Genomic DNA, 19842 nt, shown 5'->3' on the forward strand with positions numbered 1-19842 from the left:
TTGTGGAAGGTCATTAATGGCGACGGCAACATACAGCGATAACACTTCATACGATGTAAGCGATTCCTTGACGTGGACGTCGAATGAGCTGAGCACGGCAACGATGACACCTACTGGCTGGTTGTCAGGGGTTGCGGTTGGCAGCACGACAGTCACGACAGCTGAAGATGGAGGTATCACCACTCACACAATCGACGTGAATGTGTTCACATGTAGAGTTACTGGATCTTCATGTCTTGAGAGCTTCGATACTGGGAGTAGGAAGATGTTTATCAACTCACCATCAAAAATATTCCTAAATAGCCTCGGCGGAGAAAATATTGGTTTTACAAAAAAAAGGAGTTAAAAGGGTTATTTAATACATACGGTAATATGTTTATCGTGCGAGTCTAGGCGCTCAGGATAAATTACTGGTCAGGGACGAATCGAGGTCCTGGTTTGAGTGTAAGACTCAAAAATGGCAGCGAAGGAACCAGTATGCCAGCGCCCCCTGCGTCTCAGACCCTTCACGGTTGAACCCTCGCGCTTGTGATTCTAGCCCTAAACCACCGACTAAAGTAGGGGGTTCTTTGTATAGTTTTGATGTCTTCCCAACCTCGCCCCTTTTTTCATCCCAGTCTTCATAGCAACTAGAATCAATAGCTCTAGGGTGACCACGTTCCAAGAAAGCGGCGCAATCTCGCGTCATAAGCACCGCCTCCAGCTCCCCGTATTTGTTTGAGTAAGATCGGGAGCACTTATCTCTACGCACGTTTTTGTCTTGCATGAGACCTCGACTTGCTTTGCTCTGAGGCTGATACAAGTATAATCCGGACAAATGAGCCAACCTAAATGTTCAGGCGTCCTAAGTGAGAATTTCGGAGTTTTTCCTGGCGTTTTGCTTTTAGTTAGCGAACCCACGTAGACTTACCCACATCCATGAATTGGGCTGCTTCAATGACCGATTCAAAAAATTAAATTTTTATTTAATTACCTATAATTAAATAATTAAACCATAGAAAAAACTCTAACATTCCATTCAATTTATTTGGGAAGATAACTCCTTTAAAACCTAAAACATTGGTTTCGCTCTCCAGTTAAATAGAGGGGGAATTTAACTATGAAATTATTAATTACTCTTCATAAGGTTGGAAAATTTTGGGGGGTAACCCTAGGCCGTGGGATTAAAAGCTAGCTCCCAGATTCGCTTGATAGAGTGCACCTCTCTTGCAAAGGGCTCGTTATAGTGAGCCTTACCAGCGCAGCACGTTCGCGAAGTGAGCTTAAACGACCAACATGATAAAAGCGGCAAAAACTGCCTTATGGTTATTAATTTTTTGGAGTTTACGATGCGGTTAATGATTTCAGCTGTGGTGGTGGTTTACATAGGCTATTTCTTTCCAAGTTATGTCCTGCTTGATTACTACCTGAGCATTACCCGAGAGTGGGCATTAAATCCGACTTTGGATCGAGCACTCTACTCTGCTTTCGCCTACTATTTTCTACCTGTTATCGCTTTTTTCGTGCTATTTGTTAGTGCTCGGCGAGATAAGCATTGGAAGCAGTACTTAACCTCTTGGCCCAGAAACGTATGTACATGGGGTGAAGGCGCGTTGATATTGATTGGGGTGATTTCATTAAATTCCGTATCAAATTATCTTCAATATATTATTTTTGATTGGTTTTCCCCGGGATCTTGGCAGGCCCAATCCTACAATTTTACCCCTTTATTTTCGGCCTCTGATGGAGTAATTGATTGGTCGAGTGTGTTGCGAAGCGCTCTAGACGGTGTGCTCATTTCTCCCGTGATAGAGGAGCTCCTGTTTCGTTATTTGTTGTTTGTTATTTTCAGGTCCATTTTTGGGGTTACTAACGCCGCATTACTCTCAAGCTTAATATTTGCTTCAATACACCAGTGGGCGCTGGACGCATTTATGTCTGGGGCGTTTCTATGTTGGGTCTTTGAGCGATATCGCCGCCTAGGAGTAGTCATTGTCATTCATGCTTGCCATAACCTGTTTATTTTACTTTATGATCTTGTCTATTATTTAAGCACTCAGCTTCACTTTAACCCTTGGGAGGCGGTTGATATTAGTATTATTGCGTTGCAAGTGGGGTATCTAGTGATTTTTTCACTATTTATTGATTATCAGCGTAGAGGGTTTAAGGAGAGGTAAGGTTTATACGGGGCGGTCTACTTTACGCCTTTATTTTAAATTCACTTGGTTGAGTTTTAGCGTGCTTTGGTTGTCAGCCACTTTTCTCCTCCATCATAAAAGTGAAATGAACGCTACGCGATTTTCACAATGAAAACAGTGCTGCCAAGAGGGAGTAAGGAAAGGATATTTAAAAGTTAGTGAGTGGTCTAAGCAAGCAATTGTCTTGCCTAGCTTCTCCGTTCCCTTCAAATCTCATTTTTAATTATAGTTAAATAATAAGTGTTTTTTTACCCAATCCTATAGCTTTGTTGATTCATCAAAAACCTATGGTTAAATAATATGCGAAAAATAATTGAAACTCAGTCAGCCCCTAAAGCTATTGGCCCATACTCTCAAGGGGTGATTTCTGGAGGGCTAATTTTCACTTCCGGACAGCTACCGCTTCACTCACAATCAGGCTTGATGGTTAAATCCTGCCTTGAAAAACAAACGACTCAATGCCTAGAGAACATGAGAGCCATTTTGCTACATGCGAATACTGATGTGTCAGACGTAGTGAAAACAACCGTTTATCTTACCGATATGGTGAGCTTTTCAATTGTGAATGAAATTTATAATGATTTTTTCATTAAACATGGTGCCAATTATTTTCCCGCAAGAACCTGTATCGAAGTGTCAAAACTCCCTCTCAATGCCATGATTGAGATAGAGGCCGTTGCTGTCGCACCTTAGCCGTTAACGTTTCGTAATTTTTTAGCTCCAGGGTGCCTATGTCGTAATTGTCATCAACAGCGCGAAAAATCCGAATGAGAGCATATTTGGTACGCTTAACTACTGAGCAAATTGATTCCTTAAAATCAAACTTAGATAGTACCTTCTATTGGTTTCAAGAAGGTACTGTGCTCAACTTCCTTGCGATAGCAAAATTAAAGAGCATGTTGTAGAACTACTAAAACATCGAAAATAAGACACCTAACAAGGCCATCTATACCTCAGGAGGAAAAATGGAAAAGGTCATCCGAGAACTGGCTAAAGAAGTAGGTCGAGTTATTCAAAAACCAGAAATGAAAACTGACTTTGTAATCAAAGGTCTCGGCATACGAAGAGGTGAAGAGGCGTTAATCTATCGTATTCCCTCTCATTCTAAAAAAGCGTCTTTCTATGAAAAAGGAGTGACTCTCTCTGAATTCCAGTTCGCTTACGTACATTTAAAAGAATCGGGTTATTTTACGAGAGCTTGGTTTAATAAAAACCTCTCTGCTTGTGCAAAAGAAGGGGCGTGCAATTTTACAACAATAGGCGGGGTTTTTAGCATTTTAGGTGTGGCAGAATACACCTCAAAGGCGACCTATCAATTAAAGGCATAACAAACTGTTTAGTGTAACTCCCAACGCTTTGCATTTCTCTCCACTAAACTTACTAGACTCAAGTGATTCAATAGTATCACTTGAGTCTTCTGTTGGAGTCCTTCTCATGAAAGTCGAGCTTATTACTTCCCTTAAGCGTCAAGCGACCAAAACCCTCACAGACCTAGCCAGTGCTGTTCACCGAACATGGGACCCCCTCTACGTATCTGGTTGATGTGGACACCAGTTTATGCAAAACCGTTTGGCTATTCTCGAAGGGCTTGCTGGCGGTGAACTCGCAATCTCAAAGGCAAAGCACTGGGTCCTGATGAAGCAAGGAAAAATGTCAAAATGGCTGAAGGGATTTGGAGTGAGCCCGCGTTATCGACTCTCAATAATTCGCGGAATACATTGCCCTTGAAAACCTGCTCGCTGCCAAACAACTCGTTCAAAACATCTTCGAAAGAGTCGAACGCCTCAGCTAATTTCCCGAGTCTGGGCGGGGCGTCTTCCTCCTGATCTTAAACACCTCAATTCTCGTGAATTCGTGGTTAATCCTTGCCGTGTTTTTTACCAAGCTAAAGGTGTGCATCTTTAGTTCAGCTGAACTAACCGTTGAACTAAAAACGTCTCAAGACGCTCTTGAAGTACTCGACCGTGATCAGTTTACCTTAATGAACGACCCCACGGCTATACGGCTGAGACGGGAAAAATTATCGTTATAAAACAAGGCAAAGTGACGTTTTCTGTTGAGGCCCAGAGGCTCATCAGCCCGTTATTAACTATCACGAACACCACCGCTGAAAATGTGTTGCTCACTTAATGAGACGGAGCGGAACAATACGAAAAGCGATTGCTTAAAGTGATAGAAGGCTTAACTTGGCGACACAAACGGTAAGTATTTTAGTTCTTCCCCAAGTTTGGATTTTAAAAAACTCAATTATACCGTTAATGAGATGAAATATAATGTGGTGCGGTCTTACGCAAAAAGCATTCAAGCGCTAGAGTAGAATGCCCCGATGGACGGACATTATGCAAATTTTCGACAACAAGATGGTGCGAGAAAAATGACAGTGTTGGTAGACAATATGACCGTTATTGCAAGGATTTAGCAAAGCTAACCGTCCCCGAATTAACTGCGCTCACCAAGGAGCATGGGGAGTTCTATTCATACTTCCCAACGCTTCATTTCTTTTGGACGTCGAGTAAAATTGCGCCAGAAATCACCACGCAATCCGCCGGCGCTTCAGAGTTTCTGTCTATCACTTGGTTCTCAAGAATTTCAAACATCCATAAGAGCCATTCTTCTCTGGCCATCTGTGTACGGAACATTCAAGTTCCGTCGGCAACGCTATCGAAAGGCCGAGGGCTGGCTCGGCTTTTCAATGTCTTTATTAACGATGTTTACTGGGGCTCCAAGGTTTCGCCAGAGCGATGAAAACGCTGGAAATTTACTTCTTTCTAGGGCCACTCTGTATGAGCCTCAGCGATCCGAGGGATTTGGTTTCCATGAATTGACCCATTGCCGCCCAATGGGCAATGGTTTGGGACGGGGTCAGTCCAGAGCTTTTGGCGGCTCTGAGTGCTTGTTTGAACAACACTTGATCGATATAGACACTCACTTTCATCACTAATCCTTCTTGTTCATGCTTACTTTATTTAAATTTACTCGGAACCCAAGATTTTGCCGCTAGAGTTTATTTTAAAACCGTCCTAATAGGGCTCGATCGGCAAATAACCACGCCCCTCAGCGCTCGGGTTGCTCGTCCTTGACCGTGATTTGAATCTTTTGGATGGGTAATTTTAAAATTAATAAGGCTAGACGCCGTCAAAAACGGGCAGCGCTTCGAACAGGACTAGTACGTTGATAACGATGATGCTCACACCGTAGATAAACACACCAACCAACACCAACTCTCCTCCAGGCACTTGGTAAGCCTTCGATTTTTTCTGATCTTCTTCACTCTCTTCAAGGTTGTTAAACGCTGGTCTTTGTAGTCTCGATTTCCTTACTAACAATGCCGGTACGATACATGCCCAAATCGCAGCGGCAGACGCTGCATAACCAATTGCGCTAAGAAAACCAAAAGGAAAAAGAAGAGAAAAAATAAGAGGCGGAATAAATGTAACCGCCCAGGTCTTGGTTCTTCCTTTGGAGGTAGCATCAAATTGAAAAAGATCGGCCAAAAAATCAAACACACCCAACCCTACCCCAATAAAACTCGACAAAATGGCCGCCGCTGAAAAAGCACTAATGACATTTGATAGGGTTTCTTCAGCCAACACTGCTTTTAAGCTGATGAGTAAGATGTCTATATTTCCACCTTCTGCAATTATAGGGCCGAAGCTAATTCTTGGTAAATTACCATAGATACTTAATAGCCAAATGGTGTAGATAAAGAACGCCATGAGCGTTCCGCCTACAATCGCCCTTTGTGCGAGCCTTTCATCAAGGTAGTAGTCTCGCAGAGTGGAGACGCTGTGCTGGTATCCAAATGAAGTTAAAGCAATAGGGAAAAACCCCCATACGTATTGCGCATACTCAAACTTTAAGTGAGCAGTATCCAACAAAGTAACAAGATTAACATTAAACCAAAGGCCAGCAGTCCCAAAAATAAAGCTGATAATCATAAATAGCATCAACACCATGGAAATGCGGTCAACTGTTTTTGTTGAATGCCAAACTAGTCCAGAAAAGATAAGCACAAAAAGGATAGAAGCTAGTTTAGGGGAAAGGCCAAAGTACTCCTTAATGATCAGTCCAGATGAAGTGATGTAAGCGTACAGTAAAATCCCTCCCACAAAGTAGATCATTAAGTTATTAAAAAAATTAACCTCTTTTCCTAACAAATCTTTTGTGATGGAAGAAAAAGACGACCTGTATGGATAATCTTTTAAAACTTCGAGTAACAGACAACCACTGGTTGTCATAATGAGCATAGTGAAGAGCAAAGCCATTAAAGCACCGATGGTCCAGACCCCAGCCCCTGCAGCGGGAAGTCCAAGCATACCAGCGCCGACGCAAATACAAGCGACAATACAGGCTCCTCCAATCATTGAAGGCGGGGTTGTGCTCCTTACCTGTTTCATACTAGACATAAATAAATACCTTTCTTTTCTTTAGTTCAATTGCTCTTTTAGACTGCTCCCCTTACAAGCTAGGAGGCACAAAAAAGCGCTAGAACCTAGAATCTAGAACTTAATTTTAGGAATGACATATTAATTAAATTCTAAATTAGCCTAATATTTCTACCTAGTTAACCTAACTAAAAAATATTGTTTCGATGTTGAGTGCAGAAGGTGTCAAAATCGGGGGGGATTTAAGGTTCGTCAGAGAATGCGTGAAGCTGGTTAATGAGTAATCAGCCAGGTTCGCATCGATATAAACATGCAAAATTGGAGAGGCTAGACGCGATGATCTTACTTAGATTGGGTCTGGTTCGAAGTAGACCTACTTAAGCCGACGCGTTGTGGAATGGTCTTTATCAGATAAGCCTGATGCCACAATTTCAGGCAAGGAAAGATATGAGCTATTACTTGATGAGTTACTACAATCGGCCTCGGCCTCAGCACGCAACTCATGGGCTGTCGCCAGTAAATGCCGAAAATAGGCTTAAATCAGTGTCCGAAATGTTGACCACTTACACTTAACAGAATAACGTCTATCTTTTGGGGGGTCAGCGTGGTTTTTGTCTACGAGAGTTCGAGAGAGTTTGTGTTGAAAATCAGCGCGAGCGTTAGCGACTTTTTCATCGCATTTAGCTAATAGCAATCTAGCTTTACGAGATAACTACTTCTGCTTACGTCTGAGGTTCTTCTCAGCACGCTTTATAAATCTGGGGTTAGCTGTCTTTCTGCCGTTCGATTCAATAGTAAAGTGAGACAGACCAAGATCAATACCTGTCACCTTACTCACTGTATGAAGCAAACTAGGCGCTTCCACTCCATCATCAACAAGGATAGATGCGTAGAACTTACCTGTTTTACTCAACCTGACAGTAATACTTTTAACTTTACCTACAATTTCACGGTGAATGTTCGCCTCTACAGGTTTCATTTTCGGAAGCTTGCGGTACATATGCGACTTTAAATGTAGAGCTTTGTGGTTCGCACAACGCCAAACTGAGCTATTAAAAACTCAGATTGCTCTTACGTTGGGTAAATGCGTGCCTTAGTTGCTCTTAACACTCAAAATCCTTAACTGTATTCATGAACAGTCGTATATCAACTGCTTCGGGCTGTCTATCTTAAAGTGCTATCGCACTTTCGCCTTATCTCCCCGCCCTCAGAGCTGGCGAGGGTTTACGGCGTGATTGCTAAAAAATCAATTACTCCCAGGACTGTGAAAATTCTTGATCTTTAAAGGCAGCAGCGAGGCCTGTGACTTGCTGTAATCGTAGAACTTCATCTTTATCCATTCCCAATTCGTAACAAATTTTATGATTTGCCCATCCCATCTCTTTGAGTTGAATAATCAGATCTGCAATCAGTTCAACTTGGTGTGAGCCACGCGCCAGGTTATGGCGAACAGAAGTCGATATGCAATTTTCTTCAGGCAAATTAAGGACCACCGCGGGGATGTACCCCGTTAGGGTTTGCAGCTCTGGGTGGTTCAATAATAATTGATAACGATGAAACCCATCGATGACAACGTATTTTTTGACCGAAGTATTCAAACGATTAACCAAAATAGGCATAGTTAAACCATTTTTCTCCATCGACGTTTTTAGGAGTTTGCTTTCTGGAGGCGCCATTTTATTTGGGTTGTATTGATTAGCTTCTATTTCATCAAGTGGGATCATTTCAACATGACAAGCTGGCGGTAAATCAGGAATAAGCTCGATGAGTACTTTGGCTGCTTTATTGTAAATTGCGACCTTATCAATGACTTGTTTGTCCGTGTTATTGATAGATTTCAACGGCTTCTTGGTGCGATGCTGATAAGCTAGAGTAGGTTCACTTTCCATTCGTATCACTCTTCTTCTCCATAGAGGGCATGGTATTGTTTTGCTAAGGACTTGTTGTACCCAAAAGAGAGTCCTCGGCACCAATAGTCATTTTTAATCAGTACTTTACAAATTCTTCTCCAACTAGGAACTTGCTTCCTAGATTCCAATTTACTCTCTGCGTAATCAGGGATGCAGGTCACTCCTTTTTGAGGACCGTTTTTACGCCACCACTGTAAGAACTTAAAAATTCGGTCTCGGTAATGTTTTTCTACATGTGGCGGCATGGTTTTCAGAAGGTATTTACTGTATTGCCGGTAGCTAAGCCCCGGTGGTAATTCAAAGCGATAATAACCAAGGATACGCCCCTGACTTTTTGAGTATCGAGCACCAAAGTTACATCCTTCTACTCTGGCAACTAATTTTTGCCAGGTATCAGGTTCTAATATTTGATATAGCCACAGCCCTTTTCTTTGCTCATCGCCAAAAGGTTGGCAAAGCCGCTGCTGTGAAAGAGGGACGCCGGCCTTATGCATTAAGTCGTAAATACGGTTGTAATCCCAACTAAAGCGGTAATTCGCAACCCAAATATCTTTAGTTTTCCAATCGTATAAGGGATAAGCCATATACACATTTGGCTGCATTTTAGTCGTCCAATATTTATCTGAAAATTTTTTTTTGGACCTATTTTTAATGGTATTGAAGCGATGTAAAGATTCATCAGCACGTATACCGATTAACACAGCGATTGGCTCACCCCTTTCCTTTTGGTACCAATGAGCAAACTTAAAAACAAAGTCTTCAAACTCCATCCCGTTTTGGAAAAAAGGGAATACATCCGGGTTTGAAATCACGCCTTTATGCGGTGGTCGGTCCCTGACCCATTGCGCTTCTTTAGCAGGATCCCAACAAAGCCATTTAGGCTGAAACTGTGAGATTGAATTCCTTAAGCTGAGCGGTAAACAAACCCAATAGGGGTTAATTTCTCCGTCCAGTACCATGCGCTCAATGAAGGCATGAGTTTCATGATACTGAGCTTCAAAGTCCACGATGAGTACATCGACAGGTAATCGACCACGCTTTTTCGCTTCTTGAATAGTCAGATTTAAAAGGACGCCAGAGTCTTTCCCTCCAGAGAAGGAAACATAGAAATGGTTAAAGTTGTCGAAAAGATAGCAAATTCTTTGTCGAGCGCCTTCAAGCACATTGTATTTTTGCTGAATTTTATCTCGAGAGAAATCGCCTTCTCTTCTTTTTTTATTGGCAATCATGATTTCCACAATGTCATTAACTACTCAAATAAAAATAAATAACTTTTGCATTTTTTATAAATTAATTATTAATAATTAATTTATTTATAAGGGCAATATTGAAGAAAAGCTCTTCCGAATTTCAAGCTCGGGAGAGCTTTGAGAGACTAGAAACTAAAGTGAAGATTACCTCTTAAACCAATAATCCAACTGTCATCAGCTTCTGAGTTCTTCGGTAAAGAATAAAGATATTGAACATTAGGAGTTAACGAGAGCGCACCCCAGTTCATTCGGTAATAGATTTCAGAGTTGTAAGAGTCATCAGCTACATTAGCAGAGTTGGGCTTAGCCCAACCCAAGGCGATGCCTAGCATGCCAGGTCCTGCCTCATACCCAGTACCAAACACGACCGAAGATTTGTATAGAGCCTCAGGTCCTTGCGCGACACCGGCTCTGAAAAATGGTATCCATGAGCCGGTTTTATATATGGACGACCAATTTGCGCCATAGTTTTCGCTAGCTTTCTCTTTTCCATCACTGTGCCAAACTGTTAGGTGTGAATTCTTCAAATAAAAATCGTCTTTCGACTCCACCCAACCTATTTCTAGGGACTTAAAATATTGATTATCATTGATGAACTGTTCAACACCATCGAAAGGCTTAGTCGAATCAGCTTTTGCATCAGAGAAACTTGCATAAAAATAATAGTTTTCCGACATCATATGGCGTAGAACGCCGCCGAATGTTGATTCATCTGGGATTGGGATAGAACCGGAACCGGTACTAAACTGTAAGTTAGAAAAACCATAGTAAGGGTTACCCAACTGATAAGTATCAACATAATCAGTTGCATCTAAAAAACCAACCATCATATCAGTAGATTGTTTATTAAAGGTTTGTGTCCAATAAAGATTCGTTAACCTTAAACCTATATCACTAAAAGCTGGTTGGATTACACCAAACCCTCCGACATTCTCCATGACAAATTCAGAGGGCGTACTCTCTGTATAACCGTGCTTATGATCAACCCTCAGCTGCAAAGCTCCGGTATCACTCTCTTTTTGGTAAGCTCGCCAATTCAATGTAATCCGTGCAATACCAGCTGCCGCACTGCTGTCTTTGTTCGGCAAGCTCTCACTGGACGTTAAACCAAAAACATAATAATCCACAGCTCCCTTTAAATCCTGGTCTTCAGCCGCATGAATCAACGTTGGCGTAACAAACACAACCGATCCCACAAGCGTTAGCCAAAAACGCTTAGTCTTTTTCGTAAATGCTACATTCTCAATCATATCAATAACTTCCTTTTTTTTTCATCGAAGTTGTACGACTCAGCTCAACTTTCATTGTTAGTCAGGAGTTATTAAGAGGGATTTGAAAAATGAATACTCGTAATTAATAGGTAATTTAAGCGCTCTCCTTTATCAACCTGTCACAATCATTTATTTAAAATCGAAAACACCTCAATTTTTTATACCAACATCAAAAATTGAGGTATATACTATTTCTTATCCCTACCCGGAGGCAGAAATGGATAATCAAAACACTACAAACACATTTCAAGCGCTTAAAATCGGTGCAGACGCTTACATTCAGCGTCGTAATCAACGTTTACTGGCCAATCATCGCAAAGAGCTGCGTAACTTTACCCGAGCAGAAGCCTCGGCCTACCTTGGCATTGATGCAAAAACGCTTGATCGGTATGTTACCGCCGCTGCGATAGATCCCCGTCGTCATGAAGACTCACAATGGTCGATCGATATCGCGGAAATGTACAAGGTACGTAACTTACTACCAGATAATCTACGTAAAGACGCTAAGTTCATACGCAGTGAGCAGCAAAAGGCGCAAGTGATGGTTATCCAGAACCAAAAAGGCGGTGTTGGTAAAACCGTTTCTGCCGCGACTATCGCATCAGGTTTAGCGACCGAGTTTCATCAAGAGTATCGTGTTGGTCTAATCGATATGGATGGCCAAGCCACGCTATCGATGTACTACGCGCCCGAAGCCGAGCAAGAAGGTAACTTGTCTGTTGGTGACTTGATGATGAAAACGTTCGACCTCGATGAAGGCGAAACCGTTGATCAAGTCATCTCTGAAGCCTTTCTTGAAACTACCATTCCAAACCTGCGCATTTTGCCTGCCGCGCAAAGTGACCGAGCGATGGAAGGCTGGTTTCATGAGCAAGTATTCAGTCAAACCTTAAATTCACCTTATTCACTACTTAAAGACATCATCGATAGTGTAAAAGATGAGTTTGATATCATTATTATCGACACCCCTCCTTCACTAGGTTATGCAACCTTCAATGCGTATTTTGCCGCAACGAATGTGGTCTTCCCATTGTCGATTACCGAAAACGACATTGATGCTACCTGCTCTTACTTCAGCTACATTCCTCAGGTGTGGGCCCTGTTAGAGAACGCCAACCATGAAGGCTACGACTTCATGAAGATCTTACTGACTAACCATCGTGATAGCTCAACCACTACCGAATTAATGAACAACCTGTACGACAACTTCTCTCCTTACTTGTACTCAAAAGAGTTTAAGCATAGTGAGGCCGTTCGTCAGTCATCTTCCCTACTCTCGACGGTGTTTGATATGTCGAAAAGTGAATACCCGAAAAGCAAAGCAACTTTCCAAAGCGCGCAACAAAACAGCTATGAAGTTACAAGTCAGATCTTGCGCGATATTCTGAACGTTTGGCGTGAACAGGAGAACAAATAATGGCGAAGAAACGTGGCGGGAGCCCTTTAGGCAATGCTCCTGGTTCAGCTCAAGCGCAGCAATCAGCGGCCAAAGCAAATTTAGACACTCTAACAAGTCAACTCAGCACCGAGCTAGAGAAAAGCGGGCAAAACGCTGAAGACTACCTTAGAACTAAGTTTGGATTAGAGTCTGTTGGCCAGAAAATGGTTTGGCAATTAGCTTCTGGTTCAACTGCCATTTTCAATGAAGTTACACTGTCACACGAACAAGTTAAGCAGAACTCATTTGTGACCTTTGATGTTAATGGTCGTGACCAGTCTCTGTTAACCAAAGAATCATTGGAAGATTTGAACTCGTTAGAGTTTCAGCAGTTCTATCCAGCCGTTGGCCGAGAAATTAATGGTCGCATTGATATTCTTGATGGCTCTCGCCGTCGTGCTTGGTTTTTATTTCAAGAAGGTCGTGTAAAAACATTCCGAATTCTAGTCACTCAAAACGAGCTTTCTACCACCGATGCCAAAGCGCTGGCTAAGCAGCTGCAAACCGCCAAAGAGCACAACCAGCGTGAAATTGGTTTGCAATGTCAAACTCTGATGAAGAACGGTGAGCTAACTCAAGAAGATGCGGCAAAAATCTTAAATATTAGCCGTCAAGCGGTAGGTCGAGCGCTGAAAGCAGCCAGTATTGACAGTAAGCTGATTGCCCTATTCCCTGTCGTTAACGACTTGTCTCATGCTGATTACTCCCTCTTGGCTAAGGTGATGAAAGCGTTCGCCGATGACAAGAAAGCCTTGAGCAGCTTCATTAAAAAAATAGCCGATAATGCTGTCAACGCTCAGGCTGAGCAGAGCCAAGAAGACGCTAAAGACGCTCTGATTGCTTACATTAAAGTTGAGTTAAAGATCGTTGAAGCCAAGCAAGAATTAGACAAAGCTGTCATTACTCCTCTAGCAGAGTTCGACAGTAAAGGTATGTTTGCTCGTAAGCGTGTTAAAGGTCGAAACTTTTCGTATGAATTTGGTCGCTTATCAAAGGATGTCCAAGCTGAACTCGATAAAGCTATCCAATCAGTGTTAGGTAAACACCACCAATCAACTTTATAAAAAGATAAAGGCTCTCAAATTAGGTAATGCCGTTCACTTGTGAGTGAACGGCATTTTTGTTCTTAGCATACCGGCTGTGGTCTAGGCTTAACTGTTCTAGGGAATGTTCTTTCCCTTCGCCCTTCAAGTATTAAGCTTTCAGCCATGTTGTGAAACCCCTTTAACTGACGAGGTATTGCTCCTGGTGTTGAGTAAGGTAAGCCTACAAGTAACGCCGATACATGAGCTAATGTGCCGTTAAAACTCAGTTGATAAGGAAGGTAATTTCCCTTTAAATTGAAGCAGAGCTCGACCATCTGATATCGGATTAAATTGTAAGTAAGCAAGATGCCCCATAACTCCTGCTTGACCAGCTCTGGTAAACGACTTCGCAGCGTAAGACGGTTTCCAAGCATGTATTGTTTTTGCTCTCGGTAGCCTAGCTCTATTTCCCAACGATGTTCATAAAGGCCTGCAATATCTTTTGATGGGTAACGCAGGGAGTCCGTCATGGAGGTTAATACTTGGTAGTCTTTTCCTTTAATTTTACGAGTGACAAGTCGAGCGGTTATCGACTTTGGTAAATCAGGCCATAGCTTTCTAGCCCTTGGGTTACTGTGTAATTGAACAAGTTTGTCATTTCGCCCTAAAGATTGAACAATGTCATATTGTGTATTTTTCTTGAGGGGGATAAGCCAATGACGCTCTGAGCCAGAGTCTTGCCATTTATGTAATAAGCCTAAAGAATAGAACCCCTTATCGAACATTGTCACGCTATGGTTTGGTGTTGTTTCTATCAATTTTTCAGCTAATACCATTTCGTTTGTATTGTAATTATCAAAGGCACTTGCCGTGATAATGTGACTGCTTAGTTCCATTTGGCAGACCATTCTCACTTGCGGATATTGTGTCCCTTTTTGTCGAGAAAATGCATTTTCATTTTGCGGGTTATCGGGCGTTCGCCAAACAACGCCATCGACACCAAGAAGCGTTAACCCATTCCACTAGGGTAACTGTGCGCTTTTCAACCATGACGTAGTCATTCGCTCAAAGACCGCTTTTATTGCGTCTTCACCCAACGTCTTTCGACGTTGAGTCAACGCACTTGGTGCGACAAAAGCTTTACCTGTACGGTCGTACAATATCAAGTTGGTTAACTAAATCTTTCATGGACTTATTGTTATAGATGGCCATTCCAACAAGCAGCCACACCATGGATTCTAGAGTTAACTTTCTCTTTCTCATCGTGACGGTATCAGTAAGAGAATAAGATTCGTCGATGAGTTCAATTGGAAGCAAGTCAGACAAAGTTTCAATGTTGCTAGGTTTCCAATCATTAATTATGTTTAGAGCTTGAGAAACATCCATAAAAAAATCCAAGTGCATTAAATACACTTGGATTTTGACAGCTCTGGAGGATCGTTCAACCGATCACTTTGGCTTTAACTGATCGGCATTACTCATAAGAGCGGCTTTCTTTTTAACGACTGATTGGTTGGTGTAGCACTACTGTTGTATTGAGAGAGCGAATGCCATTGAACGACTCTATCTCATTACATAAATGGTGTATTGATTGCAGGTCAGGTGCTTCAATCAAAGAAATAATGTCGTAGGTACCACCAACAATGCTTGTAAGTCTGACTTCAGGTAGTTCTTTTAACGCATTACTTACATCATTTTTCTTACCTTTTTCACAAGAAATCAGCAAATAACTTGCCGCTTTTCTCCCGTCATTTTCTACTCTTATTTGTGCCGTATACCCTTTGATAATACCGGTTTTTTCAAGTCTGTTGATACGTTCAGCGACTGCTGTTCGCGACAAGCCGATGTTGCGAGAAAGATTAGCAATCGATTCTCGCCCATTGGAGAGTAGATTCGAAAGAATTTTACGATCTAGTTTGTCTAAGCCTTGTAAACTAATGTTGGACATCATGTGTTCTGCCTTTTCTGAATTATTATTATATTTGTATTTCTCTCAAATTAGAGCCTTTATCTTTCACCTAACCCGTCCTAAATAAGGTTGACACATATCCAACATGAAATTAGAGAGTTACAAATACAATTATGACTCTTATCAGAACGCACTTGCGGAAAGGATAATGGAAGACTAAAGATAGAATACTCACTGATGATGCAAAGAAAATGGTCTCCAAATCAGTAAAAACTAAGCCCTACAATGAGTTTGGCCTCGTCAAACTCTACCCCCCCCCCGCCGATGAAGTACCTCCATCATTTTAATTAACCACTTGTTTGTCACCTCCCTCTATCGCCAAATCGAAAAAATAGGATGACTACAAGCGACTAAACCATCAAGAACAAGTTGGCTTGGGAAACTTCCTTCCTTATTCTATTTGACCTAGGGTAACTTCATCCTTATAACCCAAAAATTGGCTAAGTGCAGAGTGTTTGATTCTAGGTGAACCTAACAATCGAATTATTATCTTAGCCAAATATAAAGACCATTAATTTATTATTAATAAATAATGATAAGGCTTAATTCTTCTCACGTCCAAAAGGCTCTCTCCTGTAGTGGCATCCTGATCCCGGACCTCATAAATGAGGGGTTCAATGGCAAAACGACAAAGACGTACATTTTCTACTGAATTCAAAAATATATGCTGCAAGCTTGGTTCTTGACCAAGGGGACTCCATCCCTGAAGCAGCTAGCTCTATGGAATACGTGAAACAGCTTTACGACACTGGGTCGAATAACTCAAAATTGAGCAAGGTAGGGTTACTCCAACGACCAAAGCCCTCACGTCTGAGTAAAAGAAAATCCAAGAGTTAGAAGCCCATATTAACCGATTAGAACGAGAAAAATCCGTACTCCAAATAGTGTTTGGTGCGGCGATATTACTTATCTTAGGTCTGGTTCGAAGTGGGCCTACTTAGCAGTAGTGCTTGACCTATTTAGTCGACGCGTTGTGGGCTGGCCTTTATCAGATAAGTCCAATGCTGAATTAGCATCTAAAACTTTAGGGCTGGCTTAGAAGAAACGGGGGCGGCGAAGAACATGATGTTCTATTAATATCAAGGATGCCAGGACAACTCAAAGCATGAGCCTTCGTGGTAATTGTTGGGAAAACACTCCCATAGAAGGTTATTTAGAAGCTTGAAAGCCGAGTGGGTACCAGAAACAAGCTACCTGGAACAAGCTCAGGACAAGAAAGACAACGGCTATTACCTGATGAGTCCTTACAATCGGCAACGCCCTCAAGAAAATGATGGGTTGTCACCAGTTAATGGCCCTTCAGCCAGTGTCCTGTACTTTTGACCACTACACCCCCTAGAACAATCAATATTCCGCCGACCATCAAAGACCATAAGCTAACCTATTTTATTTTTTAGTGACCCAAGTTCAAGCTAGACGCCCCCAAAACGCAATGAAATCTGTACTACTAAACATTAGATTAGTAAGTACACCAAAAAATGAATAGCTGCAGCTCGATTAAGAGTTCCGATTCTTTCGTAACGAATTGAGGAATAAAAGCAAAATAACAGGCTCAAGGGATCTCGTAGACAGAGAAGAAGCAACTATATAAAACAGGAAGAATGAGAGTATTAGTCAAAAATTTATTGTTGTTTAACCCTCCAAAACCCCAGTTTTAAAAAACTAAAATATCACTATAAATAGATGATTTTTTTGATAATTTATTTATAAATTATCAAAAAAATCCTATGAGGAATGGCCTAAATTTTAGCCATTGCCAAATGGGTAATCTAAAATTATTAATAATCATTTTTTATTAAAATTCATTCATCTACACAGATAAATTAGAGATGTGTATATGAATAAATTTTCAAAAGGACTACTAATATGGAAACACTGATCTGCCGCTCTTTTCAATCATTTATAGATTTCTGCGATAACGATATTGTTAAAGGAAAAAATATCCACTGCACTTTTAAGGCCTGTAAGGAGAAGGACTGGCGTTGGATGCAGTTTTACCTAAACGACAAAGGAGGAAAAGAGCTGACCTTTAGCTTCATATGAAACAAAACGCCTTAACTAATATTTCGTTTAACTTCAAATTTATTCAAAATTTTGTAAATAGTATTCAAAAAATGAGCCATTATATAAAGCACTAGAAAAACTAACTGTCTTAACCATCGCTCTCTAGAAATATGGAGAAACACTATGTTAAAAGCGCATCTCGAAAACCTACAATTACCTATAGGTAATTGTATATTACACAGGGATGAATCAGGGGCTCAATTGATGCTTAGCAATCAAAAGTCATTTTCAATTACCCTACCTGAAAGCTGTATCCTTGAAACTCTGATTAAGAAAGAACAACTCATTTCAACCAAAGAAGAGTTAATTATTGCCGCTTGGGGGAGCCCAGATATCATCGGGCCTAACTCTTTACCAGTCGCGATAACTAACCTAAGAAAAGTTCTAGACCTTGATAGCATCAAAATCGTCAACATCCCAAGAAAAGGTTACAAGATTCATATTCCTGAATTTGAAACCTCACTAGACCCGCCGAGAGATATAAAGTTACCACGTCACTCTAAGTTTTCGTGTCCTCTCAAAAAAGCAACCAATCATCTAAAATTATACCAATGGACTTTCATCGGCTTATCTTCAACAACCCTCGCGGTCCTACTAATCAGTTATTTCTATTTTCGATACGAACTTGAAGTTGTTAACGTGAACCTTAATAATCAATCAAGCCAAATCTGTTTAACAAAAAAGGATGAACTGAAATTAATCCTCGCCTCTTCCCAAGTTCAGGCAAGCAAAAAACCTTCAATAAACCCCTAACACCTCGTCAATTTAGTTATTAATAACTAAATCCCCCCTTATTCACAGCAAAGGGGGGTACAACTTAGAGTGCAGGTTCTAACGTAGCGTTAAAATGTCTCAATACTTTAGGTTCATAAGTAAACTTCAAACCTGAAATAGATGAGGCGCGTTTTTTCACTTCTTTAAAAGCAGCAATAATGTAATCAAGGTGAGCTTGCGTATAGGTTGCTCTGGGAATGGCTAAACGCAACAGTTCCGCTGGACAAGGCAGTTGTTCACCAGTTTCAAGGTCACACCCTTGCAATAAGGACCCTATTTCAGCCCCACGAATACCCGCCACTTTATAAAGCTCACAAGATAAAGCATGCCCAGGGAATTGTTCCGGCGGAATATGAGGTAAGAGCACACCTGCGTCAATAAATGCAGCATGACCGCCAGCTTGCTGGCAACGAACCCCTAACGCTTCAAGACCATTTACTAAATATTCAACTTGCTGAAGACGGGAAGCTAACCAATCTTCTTCCATCCCATCATAGAGTCCGACAGCTAGGCGCTCCATAGCACCGCCTTCAAGCCCGCCATAGGTTGGAAAGCCTTCCAATAGCACGCATAATGTTTTGCATTCTAATTGAACATCTAACAAGCTTTCATCTTTGAAAGCAAGCAATCCCCCAATAGGAACCATCGCATCTTTTTTCGCTGACATAGCAAAGATATCGGCATATTTAAAAGCTTCGCTAGTTATCTCTTGAATGCTCCATTCAGCATATCCCTCTTCGCGTTGCTTTACAAAATAGGCGTTCTCTGCAAACCGTGCACAGTCCATAACTACGGGAATATCATAAAACTGCGCTAACTCATAAACAGCCTTCAAATTGGCAAGAGAAACTGGCTGACCACCTGCAGAATTGCAAGTAATCGTACTCACAATATAGGGCACATTTTTAGCCCCGATCTCTTCAATGCCAGACGCGAGCGCTTTCAAGTCAAAATTGCCTTTAAAATCTCTCTTAACTTCAGTATTAAAGGCATCACGAGAAGGCACATTCATCACACGACAGTTATTTTTTTGAGTGTGCCCTTGAGTGGTATCAAAAAAGTAATTTGAAAATGCGGCCATCTTTTCTCGTTCTAGCCCCTTATCTCGTTCACGCTTATTGATCAAGGCAGGTACATACAACTGTTCAGCGCCACGTCCTTGGTGTGTAGGGATAGTAAACTGATAGCCAAATATATCTTTTACCGTTTGGCTAAGCGTCCGATAGCTTCGACTGCCGCTGTACGCTTCATCACCTCTCAACATTGCGGATTGCATGGCCTGCGTTACTGCCCCGGTGCCACTATCGGTCAGTAAATCGATAAACACTTTATCGCTATCTAACAAAAAAGGATTGTACCCCGCTTTCATTAACGCCAGCTCTCGCTCTTGTTCTGTTGTTCTTTTAACTGGTTCAATAACCCGGATTCGATACGGCTCCGGCAAATAGTGTGAATCCATAGGCTGTTCTTGATTGTTGCTAATTGCTGACATAGGGTTCTCTCCAAACATTTTCCAACGATTAAGGGTAAGTTGGTTAGAAATAACTAAAGAAGCCCATTATTCGGACACCCAAACCTC

Annotated in this window: 14 protein-coding genes and 4 pseudogenes; 10 read left to right on the forward strand and 8 right to left on the reverse strand. The window is 41.5% G+C overall.

What is annotated here, in order from left to right:
- The first annotated feature begins 1328 nt into the window (after positions 1-1328).
- The 5 genes and pseudogenes from AB4503_RS00140 to AB4503_RS00160 form a co-directional block, all read left to right on the forward strand.
- Positions 1329-2156 carry a CPBP family intramembrane glutamic endopeptidase gene (locus tag AB4503_RS00140; protein ID WP_016800044.1) on the forward strand — a complete coding sequence of 276 codons (828 nt, stop codon included), beginning with the start codon at positions 1329-1331 and terminating at the stop codon, positions 2154-2156.
- A gap of 321 nt (positions 2157-2477) precedes the next feature.
- Entirely contained in the window at positions 2478-2870 is a 393-nt protein-coding gene (locus AB4503_RS00145) for a Rid family detoxifying hydrolase (RefSeq protein ID WP_016800045.1), read from the forward strand.
- Positions 2871-3142: 272 nt separating this feature from the next.
- Entirely contained in the window at positions 3143-3505 is a 363-nt protein-coding gene (locus AB4503_RS00150) for a hypothetical protein (RefSeq protein WP_016800046.1), read from the forward strand.
- Between the two features lie 106 nt (positions 3506-3611).
- Positions 3612-3845, forward strand: a pseudogene (locus AB4503_RS00155) (prevent-host-death family protein); the annotation flags it as partial.
- A pseudogene (locus tag AB4503_RS00160) lies at positions 3836-4070 on the forward strand (type II toxin-antitoxin system RelE/ParE family toxin); the annotation flags it as partial. The pseudogenes AB4503_RS00155 and AB4503_RS00160, both read left to right, overlap by 10 nt.
- A 1232-nt stretch (positions 4071-5302) precedes the next feature.
- Here the strand turns inward: AB4503_RS00160 and AB4503_RS00165 are convergent.
- From AB4503_RS00165 to AB4503_RS00185, 5 genes are all read right to left on the reverse strand, one after another.
- Positions 5303-6583, reverse strand: coding sequence for an aromatic amino acid transporter (locus AB4503_RS00165; RefSeq protein ID WP_029222809.1), 1281 nt, complete (start codon positions 6581-6583; stop codon positions 5303-5305).
- Between the two features lie 691 nt (positions 6584-7274).
- Entirely contained in the window at positions 7275-7541 is a 267-nt protein-coding gene (locus tag AB4503_RS00170) for a transposase (RefSeq protein WP_229648116.1), read from the reverse strand.
- A 271-nt stretch (positions 7542-7812) separates the two neighbouring features.
- Complete coding sequence (locus AB4503_RS00175) at positions 7813-8451, reverse strand: ParB/RepB/Spo0J family partition protein (RefSeq protein WP_017102340.1); 639 nt, start codon at positions 8449-8451, stop codon at positions 7813-7815.
- Between the two features lie 5 nt (positions 8452-8456).
- Positions 8457-9701 (reverse strand): DUF3440 domain-containing protein, encoded by a 1245-nt coding sequence (locus tag AB4503_RS00180; RefSeq protein WP_017102339.1) that lies wholly within the window; start codon positions 9699-9701, stop codon positions 8457-8459.
- Between the two features lie 146 nt (positions 9702-9847).
- The gene (locus tag AB4503_RS00185) at positions 9848-10972 is read right to left on the reverse strand and encodes a carbohydrate porin (RefSeq protein ID WP_017102338.1); all 1125 of its coding nucleotides are present in this window, start codon (positions 10970-10972) and stop codon (positions 9848-9850) included.
- Between the two features lie 238 nt (positions 10973-11210).
- On the opposite strand from AB4503_RS00185, the gene AB4503_RS00190 reads away from it, so the two are divergent.
- Together AB4503_RS00190 and AB4503_RS00195 are read left to right on the forward strand one after the other, a co-directional pair.
- Positions 11211-12410, forward strand: coding sequence for a ParA family protein (locus AB4503_RS00190; protein ID WP_016800054.1), 1200 nt, complete (start codon positions 11211-11213; stop codon positions 12408-12410).
- Positions 12410-13495 carry a ParB family protein gene (locus AB4503_RS00195; protein ID WP_371995773.1) on the forward strand — a complete coding sequence of 362 codons (1086 nt, stop codon included), beginning with the start codon at positions 12410-12412 and terminating at the stop codon, positions 13493-13495. Before AB4503_RS00190 ends, AB4503_RS00195 begins: the two co-directional genes overlap by 1 nt.
- Before the next feature lie 19 nt (positions 13496-13514).
- Here the strand turns inward: AB4503_RS00195 and AB4503_RS00200 are convergent.
- Positions 13515-14842 (reverse strand): annotated as a pseudogene (locus AB4503_RS00200) (IS4 family transposase).
- A gap of 112 nt (positions 14843-14954) precedes the next feature.
- Positions 14955-15407, reverse strand: a complete 453-nt coding sequence (locus AB4503_RS00205) for an Lrp/AsnC family transcriptional regulator (RefSeq protein WP_017062578.1) — start codon at positions 15405-15407, stop codon at positions 14955-14957.
- 635 nt (positions 15408-16042) lie between these two features.
- Between AB4503_RS00205 and AB4503_RS00210 the strand changes: the two are divergent.
- From AB4503_RS00210 to AB4503_RS00220, 3 genes and pseudogenes are all read left to right on the forward strand, one after another.
- Positions 16043-16748 (forward strand): annotated as a pseudogene (locus AB4503_RS00210) (DDE-type integrase/transposase/recombinase).
- 543 nt (positions 16749-17291) lie between these two features.
- Positions 17292-17468, forward strand: coding sequence for a hypothetical protein (locus AB4503_RS00215; RefSeq protein ID WP_016800056.1), 177 nt, complete (start codon positions 17292-17294; stop codon positions 17466-17468).
- Between the two features lie 144 nt (positions 17469-17612).
- Positions 17613-18242 carry a winged helix-turn-helix domain-containing protein gene (locus tag AB4503_RS00220; protein ID WP_016800058.1) on the forward strand — a complete coding sequence of 210 codons (630 nt, stop codon included), beginning with the start codon at positions 17613-17615 and terminating at the stop codon, positions 18240-18242.
- A 64-nt stretch (positions 18243-18306) separates the two neighbouring features.
- Here the strand turns inward: AB4503_RS00220 and tnaA are convergent, their stop codons facing one another.
- Positions 18307-19722, reverse strand: a complete 1416-nt coding sequence (gene tnaA, locus AB4503_RS00225) for a tryptophanase (RefSeq protein WP_029203693.1) — start codon at positions 19720-19722, stop codon at positions 18307-18309.
- Positions 19723-19842 lie beyond the last annotated feature (120 nt).

It is taken from the genome of Vibrio sp. 10N.222.55.B11, assembly GCF_041473705.1.
GTDB lineage: Bacteria > Pseudomonadota > Gammaproteobacteria > Enterobacterales > Vibrionaceae > Vibrio > Vibrio crassostreae_C.

Bases quoted from the DNA above. Each gene is read 5' to 3' on its own strand.
- AB4503_RS00140 (WP_016800044.1), top strand. From the start codon at position 1,329: ATGCGGTTAATGATTTCAGCTGTGGTGGTGGTTTACATAGGCTATTTC.
- AB4503_RS00145 (WP_016800045.1), top strand. From the start codon at position 2,478: ATGCGAAAAATAATTGAAACTCAGTCAGCCCCTAAAGCTATTGGCCCA.
- AB4503_RS00150 (WP_016800046.1), top strand. From the start codon at position 3,143: ATGGAAAAGGTCATCCGAGAACTGGCTAAAGAAGTAGGTCGAGTTATT.
- AB4503_RS00165 (WP_029222809.1), bottom strand. From the start codon at position 6,583: ATGTCTAGTATGAAACAGGTAAGGAGCACAACCCCGCCTTCAATGATT.
- AB4503_RS00170 (WP_229648116.1), bottom strand. From the start codon at position 7,541: ATGAAACCTGTAGAGGCGAACATTCACCGTGAAATTGTAGGTAAAGTT.
- AB4503_RS00175 (WP_017102340.1), bottom strand. From the start codon at position 8,451: ATGGAAAGTGAACCTACTCTAGCTTATCAGCATCGCACCAAGAAGCCG.
- AB4503_RS00180 (WP_017102339.1), bottom strand. From the start codon at position 9,701: ATGATTGCCAATAAAAAAAGAAGAGAAGGCGATTTCTCTCGAGATAAA.
- AB4503_RS00185 (WP_017102338.1), bottom strand. From the start codon at position 10,972: ATGATTGAGAATGTAGCATTTACGAAAAAGACTAAGCGTTTTTGGCTA.
- AB4503_RS00190 (WP_016800054.1), top strand. From the start codon at position 11,211: ATGGATAATCAAAACACTACAAACACATTTCAAGCGCTTAAAATCGGT.
- AB4503_RS00195 (WP_371995773.1), top strand. From the start codon at position 12,410: ATGGCGAAGAAACGTGGCGGGAGCCCTTTAGGCAATGCTCCTGGTTCA.
- AB4503_RS00205 (WP_017062578.1), bottom strand. From the start codon at position 15,407: ATGATGTCCAACATTAGTTTACAAGGCTTAGACAAACTAGATCGTAAA.
- AB4503_RS00215 (WP_016800056.1), top strand. From the start codon at position 17,292: ATGGAAACACTGATCTGCCGCTCTTTTCAATCATTTATAGATTTCTGC.
- AB4503_RS00220 (WP_016800058.1), top strand. From the start codon at position 17,613: ATGTTAAAAGCGCATCTCGAAAACCTACAATTACCTATAGGTAATTGT.
- tnaA (WP_029203693.1), bottom strand. From the start codon at position 19,722: ATGGATTCACACTATTTGCCGGAGCCGTATCGAATCCGGGTTATTGAA.